Here is a 14,255-nt window from a genome sequence, read left to right as displayed (position 1 = left end):
TCTCGCGCCGCCCCGCACGGTGACGGGTCAGCCCTTGACGGCCGAGCCGAGGTTCGCGGACGTGAAGTGCCGCTGGAACAGCAGGAACAGGACGACGGCGGGCACCGCGAGCACGCACGCGCCCGCCAGGACCGCGCCCATCGGGTTCGCCTGGAACGACGAGTTCGCCTGCGAGAAGTTGGCGAGGCTCACCGCGAGCGGCTGCATCGACGCGTCCTTCGTCACGAGGAACGGCCACAGGAACTCGTTCCACGGACCGATGAACGTCACGAGCATCGCGGTGAGGACCGCCGGGCGGACCAGCGGCACGGCGATCGACCGCAGGATCCGCAGCTCGCTCGCGCCGTCGATGCGCGCCGCGTCGAACACGTCGCGCGGGATCTGGAGGAAGTACTGCCGGAAGATCAGGACGGCGACCGAGTTCACGGCGAACGGCAGGATCATGCCGAGGTAGTTGTCCGCGAGGTCGAAGTACCGCACGACCATGACGTAGAGCGGGATCATGAGCAGCTGGAACGGGATCGCCTGGACGAGCAGGACGAGCGCGAACACGAGCCCCTGGCCGCGGAAGGACAGCACCGACAGCGCGTACCCGACGAGCAGCCCGAACACGAGCGTGCAGCCCACGACGCCCGCCGTCATGATCAACGAGTTGAGCAGCGACCGGGCGAGGTCGATCGACTCGTTGACCCCCACGAAGTTGTCGAGCGTGAGGTTCCGGGGCAGCGGGAGCAGGCCCAGGACGCTCGTGTCCCGCTCCCTCTGCAGCGCCCCGAGGAGCATGTAGTAGAACGGCACGAGCGCGAGGAACGCACCGAGCAGCAGCACCGCGAAGCGCAGCACGCGCAGCAGCCGGCCTCCGCCGGAGCCGCGGGCCCGGGTCGCGTCCCGCCGCGTGGTCGAGGTCGTGGAGGCCATCAGCCTTTCCTCTCCGTGAGACGGCGCGAGGCCAGCGACAGGAGCATGACCGCGAGCACGAGGATCATGCCGACCGCCGCGGCGATGTCGGGCTGCCCCTGCTGGATGCCCTTCTGGTACATGAGCAGCGCCGGGGTCATCGAGGCGCCGTTCGGTCCTCCCCCGGTGAGGAGGTACGGCTCGGTGAAGATCTGTCCGGTGGTGATGACGGAGAGCAGCACCACGAGCGAGGTCACCGGCCGTACGGCAGGGAGCGTGACGGCCCGGAACCGGCGCCAGGGCCCGGCGCCGTCCATCGCTGCCGCCTCGTGCAGCTCCTTCGGCACGTTCTGCAGCGCGGCGAGGTAGAGCAGGACGTAGAACCCGAGGTTCTTCCACGTCACGTAGACCGCGATCAGGGGCATGATCAGGCTCGGGTTCGCGAGCCACGTCGGCTCCGGCGCGAGGCTCCCCAGGAGCCTGTTCACGACCCCGTTGCCGTTGAACATGAAGATCCACACCGCGAGCGTCGCGACGGACGCCGTGACGTACGGGACGTAGTACGAGACCCGGAAGAAGCCCTTCCAGTGCACGACGGCATCGAGGCCCGACGCGAGGAGGAGCCCGAGCACCACCGTGAGCGGCACGTTGATGAGGCCGAACACCGCGAGGTTGCCGAACGCCTGACGCACCGCCGGGTCCGCGAGGACCTGCCGGAAGTTGTCGAGCCCGACGAAGGGGTGCGGGACCTGCACGCCGGGTGCCGTGAAGAAGAAGTCGTGGAACGACATCCACACGCCGAATCCGAACGGCACGAGGAACACCACGACGACGAACGCCACGTACGGGGCGCTGAGAAGGATGCCGAGGGGGTTCTCCCCGAGCCAGCGCTGGAGTCGCCGGCCGCGGGGCCGCGGCCGGTCCTGGCGCGGGCCACGGAGCGCCGTGGCCCGCGCGGACGGCTGCACGTCCTCGTCGTGAAGGGTGGCCATGAGTGCGTCGCCTCGTCCTGTCAGCCCGCCAGGCCGTCGATCGTCGCCGCGGCCTCGCCGAACGTCGTCTCGAGGTCGCCGGACCCCGACTGCACGGACCCGCTCCACGCGTCGCGGAAGACCTGCATCTTCTCGGCGAGCCCGTCCACCGTCGGGACGTCGACGGCGAGCGGCACGGACGCCGCGAACGGCTCGAAGAAGGTGTTCTCCGCCAGGAAGTCGGCCGCGAGCTCGGGCACGTCCGTGCGGGTCGGGAACTGGCCGGTGATCTCGAGGAGCGCGAGGTCGTTCTCGTCGTTCGTCGCGAACTTGAGGAAGTCCCACGCGGTCTGCTGGTTCTTGCACGAGGAGTAGAGGCCGACGTTCTTCGAGTCCGCGAACGTCGACGTCTCGTCGGCGGGCACGCCGTCGGCGGTCGGGAGCGGGACGACGCCGAAGTCCACCTTGCCGTCGAACTGCCCCTTGCCCCACGGGCCGGCGACGCCCATGGCGGCGACACCGTCGGCGAACGGACCGGCCCACATGTCCCCGCTGTACGCCTCCGCGGACGAGAAGCCCTCCGCGTAGAGCGTCTGCCAGAAGCCGAGAGTCTCCAGGCCCTCGTCGCTCGTGAACGTCGCCCGACCGTCCTCGATGAGCTGCGTGCCGCCGGAGTTGGCGAGGAAGAACGGGTAGAAGTCGAAGTTGACGTTCGTGTAGTCCGCGGTCGCCGGCGGATAGATCGCGAAGTCGGCCGCCCCGGCGTCCTTGATCGCCTGCGCCGCCGCCAGCACGTCGTCGTACGTCTCGAGCTGCGGGTCCTCGGCGTCCAGGCCGGCGGCCGCGAACACGTCCTTGTTGTAGTACAGCATGAAGGGGTTCGTCTTCCAGGGAAGCTGGTACAGGTCCCCGTCGGCGCTGCGGAACCCGTCCGCCGCGGCGCCCGAACGACCCGTGACGTAGTCCTCCGCGTCGTCGAACGTCGTCGACAGGTTCACCAGGCCACCCTGCTTCTGGAACGCGGGCACGGCGGCCGGGGCCGTGTTGAACACGAGGCACGGCGTGTTCCCCGCCGTGATCGAGGCGGCGATGACGTCCTCGGACGAGCTGCCCGCGGGGATCGCCTGTGCGCTCACCTTCTGGTCCGGGTGCTCGGCGTTCCACGCCTCGACCACCTGCTCGCCCCAGGCGACCTCCTGCTCGTTGGTCGAGTACCAGACGTCGATCGGTCCGCTCGTGAGACCTCCCTCGGACCCGCCGGTACCGCCGTCGCCGCCCGATCCGCACGCCGCGAGCGGCAGGACCACCGCAGCCGTCGTCGCCAGCGCTGTCATCCGTGCGCCACGCTTCATTGCGCCCAACTCCTCATCCGGGCTCGTCACCCGCTCGTCGCTCTGGCCCCCGCCCCTCGGTCCCCCGCACGGCGGCCCGCCGACGCCGTCGTCCTGACGGCGTCGACGCGATGATTAAACCGGTTTGAACTAGGCGCGTCAAGATCACCCGGACAACCGGGCTGCGCAAGCAGTCACGGCGGGCCCCTGCCCGCGGTCGATCCCCGCGGATGCCCGGACTTGCAGCGCTCAGCGCGCCTCTCAGCCGCGATGCGGTCGACGTCCTCCCCGACGAGAGTGCGCGCGACTGCTACTAAACAGCGGGTCAAACCGTGCGCTATCCTGACGAGGTGAACGCAGCGGAGCACTCGACCCTCACCCCCGGCGACCGGACCACCCGGACGGCCGGCGCCAAGCGCGTGACGATCGGTGACGTCGCGGCCCGCGCCGGGGTCTCGAAGAGCGCCGTCTCGTTCGTGTTCAACAACCGACCCGGCGTCAGCGCAGCGGCACGCGAGCGCATCCTGCGCGCCGCCGACGACCTCGGCTGGCAGCCCAGCGCCCGTGCGCGCGCTCTCTCCCGGTCGCGCACGCAGGCCGTGGGCCTCGTGATCCGGCGGGAGCCCGAGCTCCTCGCCACCGACCCCTTCTTCCCGCTCTTCATGGCGGGCGTCGAGATCGGCCTGTCGGAGCAGAACTACTCGCTGGTCCTCCAGGTGGTCAAGGACCAGCACGGCGAGCGCGACGCCTACGAGCGGCTCGCGCGCGAGTCGCGCGTCGACGGCGTGTTCCTCACCGACGTCCGAGCCGGGGACACCCGCCCCCGGGACGTCGGCGCGCTCGGGCTGAGCGTCGTCGTCGTCGCGCCCGAGGAAGCGGACACCGAGGCGGACGTCGTCATCGGGATGGACGACGCAGCCGGGGTCCGCCGCGCGGTCCACCACCTGCACTCGCTCGGCCACCGGCACATCGGCCACGTCATGGGTGTGCCGGGCTACGTCCACACCGAGGCGCGGCGCCGAGCCTGGGAGGACACGCTCGACGAGCTCGGTCTGCCCGTGGGCCCCGTCGTGACCGCCGACTTCACGGGCAGCTCCGGCGCGCGCGCGACGCACGAGCTCCTCGACCTGCCGCGGCCCCCGAGCGCGATCGTCTACGGCAACGACCTCATGGCGATCGCCGGGATCTCCGCAGCCACCGACCGCGGCATCCGTGTCCCGGAGGACCTCTCGGTCGTCGGCTTCGACGACATCCCGCTCGCCCCGTACATCGTGCCGCCGCTGACGACGGTCCGGCAGAACGTGGTCGCCTGGGGCACGGCCGCGGCCCAGACGCTGGTGGCGCTCGTCGAGGGGAAGGAACCGCCGGAGATCCGGTTGCCGTCCGTCGAGTTCGTCGTGCGGGGCAGCACCGGGCCGACGCGGCACCGGCGCCCGTCCTGAGACGGGCGCCGGTGGGCGCGGGTCAGCCGCAGCTCTTCGCCGCGTACTCCTCCTGAACCGTCACCGGTGCCCGACCGGCCACGGTCGCCGTGACCGTCGCGGTGCCGGCGTCGGCCCGTGCGGCCCGTGTGCTGAACGACTGGTATGCATGGCGTCCCGGCGCGACGTCCGCGCTGGCGCGCTCGCCGAACGCGGTCGACAGCACGACGGCCGCCGCGGCGTCGCCCGTGTTCGTCGCCCGTACCGCCACGTGCGCGGTTCCGGCCATGCACCGCACGACCGCCTCGACCTCCGGCGCCCCGCTCGGCACGCACGCCTCGTCGCAGACCCGCAGCGACGCCAGGACGGCCTTGTGGTCGGAAGGCCAGACGGCGTCCGGCGTGAGGATCACGTCGGCGCTGTCGTCGTCGACGCGCTCGTCGCGCACGATCGTCGACTGCGGGCCCACGACCTGGGCGCCGTGAACGGCCACGCGGTCGTCGGGTGCCACGAAGACGTAGTCGATCCGGTCCCGCTCGTCGGCCTCCGGCGCCCACGTCAGCTCCGAGGTGGGGAACAGCGTGTTGTCCGCGGGCCACGTGAAGCCCGGGTTCGACACGGGGTCGGGGTGGACCTCGCGGAACACGTCCACGAGACCGCCGTCGAGCAGGGTCTGCGTCGTCTGCCACGGGACGACGACGCCGTGGTGGTCGAACAGGTCGGCCGTCGCCTCGGTCCAGTCCTGCGCCGACGGCTCGTTGAAGTCGCCGCCCACGACGACCAGGCGACCGGCCGCGCGCTCCGCCCGGACGTCGTCGAGGAGCGCGGCCGCGGACGCCGGGCGACCCGACTGGAGGTTCGCCGCGAGGATCGCGCCGACGTCCGTCACGGGCGCGTCGAGCCGGTCCCACGTGCCCCACCCGGCGGGCCAGTCGCCGAGGACCGCTCCGCCGTACCCGCGCGGCAGGTACGTCGTGTACCAGCGGTACTCGAGGTGCCCGCCGTAGGCCGCCACCTCTGTGCCGTTGACGTCGAGCACGGCCTTCGACCACCGGTCGCCGACCGTCCCGGTCTCGAGGATCGGGTAGCGCGACACGATGCCGGTGCCGGTCGCGAGAAGATGGTCGTACCCCAGGAGCGCCGCCACGTCCGCCGGGGTGTCGTTGCGTTCCGGCATGAACGTCACGTCCGCATCGGTCTCGCGGAGGACGTCGGCGATCTCGCGCGCCCCGTCCGGGATCTGCGAGCCACCGTGCCACAGGTTGAAGGTGAGCACGTTCAGCTCGCTGACGCCGTCGACCTCAGGCTTGGGCTCGGCGGGCTCGACCGGCCGCACCGCCTCCACGGTCAGGTCGACCGGCCCGGCGAGCACGTCGTACCCGTCGTCGGCGAGCAGGTAGACGTCGTAGTCACCCGGACCGATCGACGCAGCCCCGCGCGTCCAGCCCGCGCGGTGCTGCGGGCCCCAGGTCACGCTGCCGGACGCGTCCGGCACGTAGCGCCAGTCGAGCGAGGGCGGCCCGCCCGGCAGCACGCCGTCGCGGTAGACGCCGAGCCAGTTCTTCGCGCTGACCGCCGCGCCGGCGGCATAGGTGATCGTCACGGACCCGTCGGCCGTGATCCGCGGCGTGTCGAGGCGGAGCGAGGGCTCGGTCGTCGCCGCGGCCGGGGCGACGGCGAGCGCCACGAGGGCAGCGCCGGCGACCGCCGCCGTGGCTCGGCGACGGAGTCGTGTCAGGTGGGGAAGCATCGGTGGTTCCTCTCGGGACGGGTGACCGCGACGACGCGGTCAGGGACCTCTGACGGAGCGGACCGGGCCGTCGCGGCGGTGTCCTCCGACACCGCCACGACGGCCCGGCTGCGGCCGCCGCGGCTCAGCCGCAGCGCTTGGCCTCGTACGGTGCCTGGACCGTCACCGGCTCGCGACCGGGTGCGGTGGCCGTGATGCTCACCGCTCCGGCGTCCACCACGGCCGCTCGGGAGCTGAACGACTGGTAGGCGTTCCCTCCCGGCGCGACCGCGGCGTACGTCCGGTCGCCGAACGGTGTCGACAGCACGATCGCCGCCGTCTGCTCGTCCGTGTTCGTCGCGCGCACCGCCACGTAGGCCGTGCCGGCCAGGCAGCGCGCCGTCACCTCGACGGTCGGCGCCGTGGTCACCGGGGCCCGCTCCACGAGACCCTCGAGCGCCGCCGCGAGGGCCGCCGTCTTCTCGTCGACGTCGCCCTGGGTCGCGCCCTCCGCGCGGGCCGCCTCCTTCGCCGCCTCGAGCGCGGGCAGCAGGGGCGCCCAGCTCTCGGGCGTGTACCGCCTGCTGTCCAGCGCGTCGGCCTGCGCGACGAGCCGGTCGAGCTCAGCCGTGTCGACCGCGACGACCACGTCGCACCACGCGATCTCGTCACCCTTCGCGTGCGTGACCAGGACGGCGGTCCTCCCGGCCTGGCCGGTGGCCAGTTCGAGCTCCACGCGCCCGTCGCCGACGCGGGGGTCGCCCACGACCGACGCCACCGACTCGTCGAGCGAGAAGGCGATGAACTCGTCGTCCGGTTCGAGGGGCGTGACGCTGGCCGTCGCCACCGCGCTGGACGCGGGATCCGCGGCCACGGGCGACGCGTCGCACTGCAGGTTGTACCCGCCGTACACCTCGAGCTCGAAGATCGAGAGCCCGTACTTCGTGACGGGCAGGCCGATCACCCGGACGTAGCGCACGTCGGACTCGGGCAGGTCCACGACGTTCCGCAGCTCTGCCGAGGTCTTCTCGACCCGGGCCAGCTGCTCCCAGGTCCGGCCGTCGAGCGACCCTTCGACGCGGAAGTCGTTCGACGTCGCCGCCTCCCAGGTGACGACGACCTGGTTGATGCTGCGGGTTCCCTCGAGGTCGACCTGGAGCCAGCGCTCGATCGTGTACGGCGCGTCCTGGCGCTGGGAGGACCAGCGCGTCGTGAGGTTGCCGTCGTTGGCGTTGCGGGCGCCGGCGGTCGCGTTGTAGGTCGAGTCGGCCTGGACCGGCCGGGCGAGGGCCAGGTTCTCCCGGCCCGCCGGCACGGTCGGCGCGTCGACGACCAGGTCGTCGGCGAACACCTCGAGCTCCCACAGCGAGACGCCGTACTGGGTCGTGCTGCGCTGGACCGTCTGCATGCGCACGTAGCGCGCCCGCTCGTCGACCGCGACGGCGTCCGTCCCCCCGTCGCTGCCCGCGCCCGTCGTGGCGTAGGCGTCGCGCCAGGCGGTGCCGTCGTCGGAGACCTGGATGCGGTACTGGCGGGCGAAGGATGCCTCCCACCACAGCCGCACGGCGCCGATCTGCTGCACGGAGCCGAGGTCGACCTGCGCCCAGGCGCTGTCCGAGAGGTTCCCGCTCCAGCGGGTGTCCATGTTGCCGTCCGTGATGCTCGCGGCGGCCCCGCCCGACGAGCCGGAGGCGGTCACCGGCCGACCGAGGGCGAGGTTCACGCTCGAGTCGACGTCGAGCTCCCGGACGGCGTACCCGTCGTCGCCGGGACCCTCCAGCAGCACGAGGCGGACGAAGGCGGCCGCGGTCGGGGTCAGTTCGAGCCGGGTGCGACCCCCGGCACCGTCCTGGACGAACCGGTGGTCCGTCCAGGTCGCGCCGTCGAGCGACGTCTGCAGCAGGAAGCGCGACGCGTGCTGGTCGCCCCACGACACCGTGGCGCCGGTGACGAACGCCCCCGGCGCGAGACGCCTCGTCAGCCACGCCGTCCCGTCTCCGTCGGAGCGCCAGGCCGTGGCGTCGTCCCCGTCGCCCGCGAGCGCCGCGCCGTGCCCCTCCAGCGCGCTGCTCGCGGTGAGGTCCGAGTCCGTCCCGGCGTCCGACGAGAGGGGCGCCGTGACGGTCTTGCCCAGGCTCGCGCCGGAACCCAGGGCGAACGTGCCGCGGTGCTCGCCGTCCGGACCGCCGAGCACGACGGAGACGACGAGGCCCGGCCGGTCGGGGTTCGCGACGCTCGCCACCGGGACCTCGCCCGACTCGTCCACGAGGACGATCGCGGGCTGGTTCACCTCGAGCGTCCGGCCGGCACCGAGATCGAGGCTCCCGGCCTGGTAGAACGTCGCCATCGTGCGCCGGAGCCCGGCGTGCCGCACCGCCTGCACCGCGGCGTCGTTGCGGAGCACCTGGACGGCGGGCGCCGCGGCATAGGCCTCGACCTCCTGCGGGGAGGCGGCGGGGAGCACCACGTACTCGTAGCCGGCGTCGCTCGGACGCACGCCGTGGTCCACGTAGAGCGTGAAGGCGTCCCGGCTCACCGGGTCCTGACCGACCCAGCTCCCCGTCTGCGCCGTGTTCGAGACGAGCACTCGCTGACCGGCCGGGAAGACGTAGCCGACCTCGTCGTTGTAGGCCCACGACGGACCCTCGAGCGCAGCGCCCACGGTCCCCGGAGCGACGGGTCGGCCGTCGGCCGAGGCGTTGTCCTTCGCCACGGCCTGGTTCACCGTCGTGTGCACCGGCGCGTCGGACTCCGAACGGATACCGGCGCCGAGCGCGACCATCTCGTCGTCGAGGTAGAAGTAGCTCTTCCTGCCCTGGGTGTCGGCACGGTCGAGGCTGTGCACGCTCACTCCGTAGGTGCCGTCCGAGACGCCGCCCGTGAAGCTGCCTCCGTTGCCCGTCCGGCCGGCCGTGCCACGCGTCTGCTCCTTGACGTAGGGAGCGGTGACGCCGGGGTAGTGGAACCAGTCGAACGCCGGACCGAGGTCGACGTACTCCCGGTTGGTCACCTGGATCGCTGTGGCGCCCGCCGCGTTCCACACGATCTCGTTGCCGACCTCCGGGCGGAAGGTGGAGCGGTACTCGCTGCCGACGGTGCGGCTCGAGTTGAGCCGCGTGAAGATCCCGTACCCGTCGCGCAGGTGGGACGAGAACTCCGACCGCCAGAAGTACTTGTTCCCGGTGACACCGTTGGTCCGGGTCGTGCCCCTGATGCTGTCGATCAGCTCCTGGTAGTCGGTCGCGTACAGCGGGTCCGTGCGCTCCATCTTGGTGAGCGGCTCGAGGAACTCGGCGGCGTACCCCGTGACGCCGCCGACGGTCTTCGGCTCTCGATAGCCGAGGTACAGCATGCCGACCTCGCCGCGGATCATCCACCGCGTGCCGTTGACGACGTAGAACGCGATCGTGTCCAGGTGCTCCCGGGTGAACGCGAGACCCGTGCCGCGCGCCGCGTCGGCCCACAGCGCCACGTTGGTGAAGAGCGCCATGCCGTACCCCTCGCTGTACAGCTGCGCCCCGTGCGCCCAGAAGCTCCCGTCGGGCTGCACCGCCTCGTTGGTCGCCCCGGAGCGGTCGACGGCGACGGTCTGGACCATGGTGTCGAAGCCGGACACGATCTTCTCGTGGTCACGGGTCGCGAGCGCCTCGAAGAGGTAGTTCGTCGTGCGCCACGCACCGTTGGCGCCGACCGGGTCGAGCCTGCCGGTGTTGTGCTCGAGCGCGACGGCCTTCGCCTCGGGGCTCAGCTCGTCGCCGAGGAAGACGGTGAGACGCCCCATCGCCATGGACTCGCCGATCTCGGTCTCCCACCAGTTCGTGTTGCCCGGGTCGACCGCGTCCCAGTGCACGAGTGCGCGCTCGACCGCGGCGAGGACGGCGGGGTCCTCGAAGCCCGCGGCGTCCGGGTCGCGGTAGGCCTGGGCGAGCGCGAGCATCCGGTAGAGCGCGATGTACGCGGACCAGGTCGCACCGTTCGCGGAGCTCGTCCGGTCCGCGTAGTCGACGTCCGGCCACGATCCGTCGGCACCCTGCGACGCGACGTAGTCGAGAGCCTCGGAGGTACGTGCCAGGTAGATGCCGTTCGCGATGATGACGTCGTCACCCTGCCCCAGGTAGTACTCCCGGAGGCGCGACGTGATCGTGTCGACGTCGTCGCCGGGCGGCGCCGCGCCCGCGGGCGCGACGACGAGTCCGACAGCGCTCAGCACGAGTGCCAGGAAGGCGGAGATCAGGGCTCTGACGCTTCTCATGGGGTGCTCCCTTGTGGTGGTCCGTGGCGCGCGCACGGTGCGGTCGGGACGGCGCAGGCCGACGTCGGTCGTCGTCCGTCGGGAGCAGCGCGGGACAGGTCGCCTCTCGGCACGGGCGCCGACGGCGGTGCCGGACTTCTGACGCGTCATCGCGCAGGTGCTCCTTCACGGTGAGGCGGCCCGTGCCGCCTCCGACGGACGGTTCGACCGCCTGGCGAGGCGCCAGGCGGGCCGCGTCCTGCCTCGCCTCCTGTGGCGAGGTCGCCGGCCGCGCGCCCACGGGTGACGCCTCCCTGCGCCGACGGTGACGTGGCGCTAGTAAACCGGTTCTTGACAGCGCAGTCAAGATGACACCTGCCCCTTCGGCACACGTGGCAAGGCGGAATCCGCCCGGAACGCTCTGCCTCGGCGTGATGCGCCGCATGCCCCGTGGCTGCCCCCTCCCCCGAGTCACCACGTCTGACTAAATCGGTACAGGAGTCATGGGCCACGGCACGGAGATCCCCCGTCGCCCGCTCGTGACGTCGAGTCTCTAGGGTGGGGCCATGACGACCGCTCCCGTGACCGCTCGACCCGGTGCCGACGAGCGCCTCTCCCGGCTCATCCGGATCCCCACGGTGTCCGCCGAGCTGGAGGAGCGAGGGCTCGCGCCCTTCGACGAGCTCGTCGACCTCCTGCCCGAGCTCTACCCCCTGGTCCACGAGCACCTCGACCGCGAGCGCATCACCGACCTCGGGCTGCTCTACCGGTGGCGCGGCCGGTCCGACGAGGCGCCGCTCGTGCTCATGGCGCACTACGACGTCGTCCCGGTGGACGAGAGCGACGCCTGGACGTACCCGCCCTTCGAGGGGCGCGTCGCCGACGGCTGGGTCCACGGGCGCGGCGCGCTCGACGACAAGGGGCCCCTCGTCGTCGTGCTCGAGGCCGTCGAGAACCTGCTGGCCGCGGGCTTCACGCCCGCGCGGGACGTCTACCTGTCGTTCGGCGGCAACGAGGAGTCGTACGGGGCCGCCGCCGCGGCGATCGCGACGACGCTGCGCGACCGTGGCGTGGTCCCGTGGCTCGTGCTCGACGAGGGCGGCGCGGTCACGGACTCCCCGCTCCCCCTCGTCCCCGGGAGCGCGGCGATGATCGGCGTCGGCGAGAAGGGCGTGCTGACGCTCCGCCTCACCGCGCGCGGCGAGGGCGGGCACGCGTCGGCCCCGCCCACGACGACGGCGGTCCGGCGGGTCGCGCGCGCCGTCGAGCGCCTCGGTCCGCGCACCTTCCCCGCCCGCACGCCGGTCGCCATCTCGCGCATGCTCCGCCTCTTCTCGGACCGCGCGACCGGCCCCGCGCGGGCGGCCCTGCGCACCCTCGCCGCGGCACCGCCCGCCGCGGCGCAGGCCTTCGCCGCGATGGGCGGCGAGGCCGCCGCGATCGTCCGCACGACCGTCGCGCCGACGATGCTCTCCGGGGGCACGGCCGCGAACGTCCTGCCGTCGCAGGCGTCCGCGACCGTCAACCTGCGGATCGCGCTCGGCGAGACCGTCGCGGGCACCGTCGAGCGCGTCCGCCGGCGCGTGGCCGACCCGCAGGTCGAGATCGAGGTCGTCGAGGCCAGCGAGCCGTCCCCGGAGTCCCCCGTGGACGACGAGCGGTTCGCGCTCCTCGCGGCGTGCGTCGGCGTCTCGCACCCCGACGCGCTCCCCGCCCCGTACATCACGATGCAGGCGACCGACGCGCGGCACTTCCACCGGTTCTCGCCCGCCGTGTACCGGTTCGCGCCGCTCGCGATGTCCGCCGAGCTGCGCGCCACCATCCACGGCGTCGACGAGCGCGTCCAGGTCGCCGAGCTCGCGCGGGGCGAGCGGTTCCACCGCGCGCTCCTCGAGCGGCTACCCTGACGCTCCCCACCTCCGGGGCGCGCGACGACGCGCGCCTCCCCACGCAGAAGGAGCAGCGATGGCTCGCTCGCTCACCGGGCGCCTCGCGGGTTCGACCCTCGCCGGCGTCGTCGGGTTCCTCGCCTTCGTCGAGCTGACGAGCGGCGTCCTCCAGGGCTACTACACGCCGATGCTCACGGACATCGCGCGGCACCTCGGCGTGCACGACGCCGACGTGAACTGGCTCGAGGGCTCGCAGCTCATGCTGTCCGCGCTCGTCGTGCCCGCGCTCGCCAAGCTCGGCGACATGGTCGGCCACCGCCGCATCCTCCTGTGGTCGACGGCGGTCACCGCGGCCGCGTCGCTCGTCCTGCCGTTCACCGACTCGTTCGCGGTGTTCCTCGTGGCGTGGGCCGTGCAGGGGTTCTACGTCGTGTGGCTGCCGCTGGAGATCGCGCTCGTCTGGTCGCGCGCCCGACGCCTGGCGAACCCCGCGGCCGTCACCGCGCGGGCCGCGGGCGTCCTCGTCGCGGCGCTGGAGACCGGCGCGATCGTCGGCGCGCTCGCGGGCGGGGCGCTGGTCGACGCGCTGCCGCTGCGCGTCGTGCTCCTCGTCCCGGCGCTGCTCGTCGTCGTGTGCTTCGTCGTCGTGCTGCTCGGCGTGCAGGAGTCGCCCGACCCCGCGGGCGGGCGCTTCGACACCGTCGGCCTCGTGCTCGTCTCGCTCGCGCTCCTCGCGCTGACCGGCGGCCTCAGCCTGCTGCGCCTCGAGGGCGTCGCCGCGGTCGCACCCTGGGCGCTCGTGCTGCTCGGCGCCGCGCTGCTGTGGCCGTTCGCCCGGTGGGAGCTGCGCCAGGACGACCCGCTCGTCGACGTGCGCATGTTCCGCTCCCCCGCGCTCGGCCCGGTGTTCCTCACCGCCGGCCTGTTCGGCGTCTCCGTGCTGGGCGCCCAGGCGCCGCTGTCCACGTTCGCCCGCACCGACCCCGCCGAGCACGGGTACGGGCTCGGCACGACCGGCTTCCAGACGTCCCTGCTCATCGGCGTCTACCTGATCGGCATGATCGTCGGCGCGCTGTCCTACCCCCGCGTCGCCCGCCGCGCGACGCCGCGCCTCACCCTGGTCGGCGCGTCCACCCTCGTGGGCGTCGGCTTCCTGCTCTTCCTGCCGTTCCACGGGACGTACGCGAACGTTCTCACCAACATGGTGATCGTCGGGCTCGGCTCCGGCGCGCTCGTGGCGGCGCTGCCCGCGGCGGCTGCCGCCGCGGCTCCCCCGACGCTTACCGGCGTCGCCACCGGCCTCACGAACTCCGTGAAGACCGTCGGCGGGGCGATCGCGTCGTGCGTCTTCGGCATCGCGCTCGCGGGCGCCGCGCTCCAGGGCGGCGCCACGGAGGGCACGGCCGGCTCGTTCGGCGGGTACGTCACCGTCTGGGTCGTGTGCGGCACGACGGCGCTCGTCGCCGCCGTCCTCCTGCTCGCCGTCGTACCGCGCCAGGCCTTCACCGACCCCGCCGCCGCAGCCCCCGCCGAGGACAAGCCCGCGATCACGTCACCGACCGCCTGAACCTCCCGAGCCCGAACCCTCGCGCGGCCGAGGCAGAACCGTGGTCACGAGGTAGAGCCACGGTCACGCGAGGTAGAGCCGTGGTCAGCCCAGGTAGAGGCCTGGTTTCGTGCCCGACGGCGGTCTGGTCACCTTGGGTGGTCGGGGTGGGTGGTGGTGCCGCGTCTACCATCCGCCGCTCGTTCCTCGCGGCTCCCGCCAGGCCCGCCACGACGCGGC

8 protein-coding genes are annotated in these 14,255 nt (G+C 72.7%); 3 read left to right on the top strand and 5 right to left on the bottom strand.

Annotated elements, in window-relative coordinates; all coding sequences use genetic code 11:
- Positions 1 to 27 precede the first annotated feature (27 nt).
- From ACTJIY_RS11145 to ACTJIY_RS11135, 3 genes are read right to left on the bottom strand one after another with little or no spacing between them, the layout of a single operon-like run.
- On the bottom strand, positions 28 to 918 hold the full coding sequence (locus ACTJIY_RS11145) for a carbohydrate ABC transporter permease (RefSeq protein WP_440674382.1): 891 nt from the start codon (positions 916 to 918) through the stop codon (positions 28 to 30).
- Positions 918 to 1,889: a carbohydrate ABC transporter permease gene (locus ACTJIY_RS11140; protein WP_440674381.1), complete on the bottom strand. Its 972-nt coding sequence runs from the start codon at positions 1,887 to 1,889 to the stop codon at positions 918 to 920. Before ACTJIY_RS11140 ends, ACTJIY_RS11145 begins: the two co-directional genes overlap by 1 nt.
- 20 nt (positions 1,890 to 1,909) lie before the next feature.
- On the bottom strand, positions 1,910 to 3,202 hold the full coding sequence (locus ACTJIY_RS11135) for an ABC transporter substrate-binding protein (RefSeq protein ID WP_253050889.1): 1,293 nt from the start codon (positions 3,200 to 3,202) through the stop codon (positions 1,910 to 1,912).
- Positions 3,203 to 3,549: 347 nt separating this feature from the next.
- Here ACTJIY_RS11135 and ACTJIY_RS11130 point away from each other — a divergent pair, with 347 nt between their 5' ends.
- A complete protein-coding gene (locus ACTJIY_RS11130) occupies positions 3,550 to 4,641 on the top strand; it encodes a LacI family DNA-binding transcriptional regulator (protein ID WP_440674380.1) in 1,092 nt (363 codons plus the stop codon).
- A 22-nt stretch (positions 4,642 to 4,663) separates the two neighbouring features.
- Here the strand turns inward: ACTJIY_RS11130 and ACTJIY_RS11125 are convergent, their stop codons facing one another.
- Both ACTJIY_RS11125 and ACTJIY_RS11120 read right to left on the bottom strand, forming a co-directional pair.
- The gene (locus ACTJIY_RS11125) at positions 4,664 to 6,370 is read right to left on the bottom strand and encodes an endonuclease/exonuclease/phosphatase family protein (RefSeq protein WP_440674379.1); all 1,707 of its coding nucleotides are present in this window, start codon (positions 6,368 to 6,370) and stop codon (positions 4,664 to 4,666) included.
- Between the two features lie 124 nt (positions 6,371 to 6,494).
- Positions 6,495 to 10,601 carry a polysaccharide lyase family 8 super-sandwich domain-containing protein gene (locus ACTJIY_RS11120; RefSeq protein WP_440674378.1) on the bottom strand — a complete coding sequence of 1,369 codons (4,107 nt, stop codon included), beginning with the start codon at positions 10,599 to 10,601 and terminating at the stop codon, positions 6,495 to 6,497.
- A gap of 545 nt (positions 10,602 to 11,146) precedes the next feature.
- Between ACTJIY_RS11120 and ACTJIY_RS11115 the strand changes: the two genes are divergently transcribed.
- Positions 11,147 to 12,487: a M20/M25/M40 family metallo-hydrolase gene (locus tag ACTJIY_RS11115; protein WP_440674377.1), complete on the top strand. Its 1,341-nt coding sequence runs from the start codon at positions 11,147 to 11,149 to the stop codon at positions 12,485 to 12,487.
- Between the two features lie 58 nt (positions 12,488 to 12,545).
- Positions 12,546 to 14,036 (top strand): MFS transporter, encoded by a 1,491-nt coding sequence (locus ACTJIY_RS11110; protein ID WP_440674376.1) that lies wholly within the window; start codon positions 12,546 to 12,548, stop codon positions 14,034 to 14,036.
- Positions 14,037 to 14,255 lie beyond the last annotated feature (219 nt).

The sequence above is a fragment of the Cellulosimicrobium sp. 22598 genome, from assembly GCF_052044445.1.
GTDB classification, from domain to species: Bacteria; Actinomycetota; Actinomycetes; order Actinomycetales; family Cellulomonadaceae; genus Cellulosimicrobium; species Cellulosimicrobium cellulans_G.
Note: the sequence above shows the minus strand (reverse complement) of the source record. Positions and strands in the feature narration are given on the sequence as shown.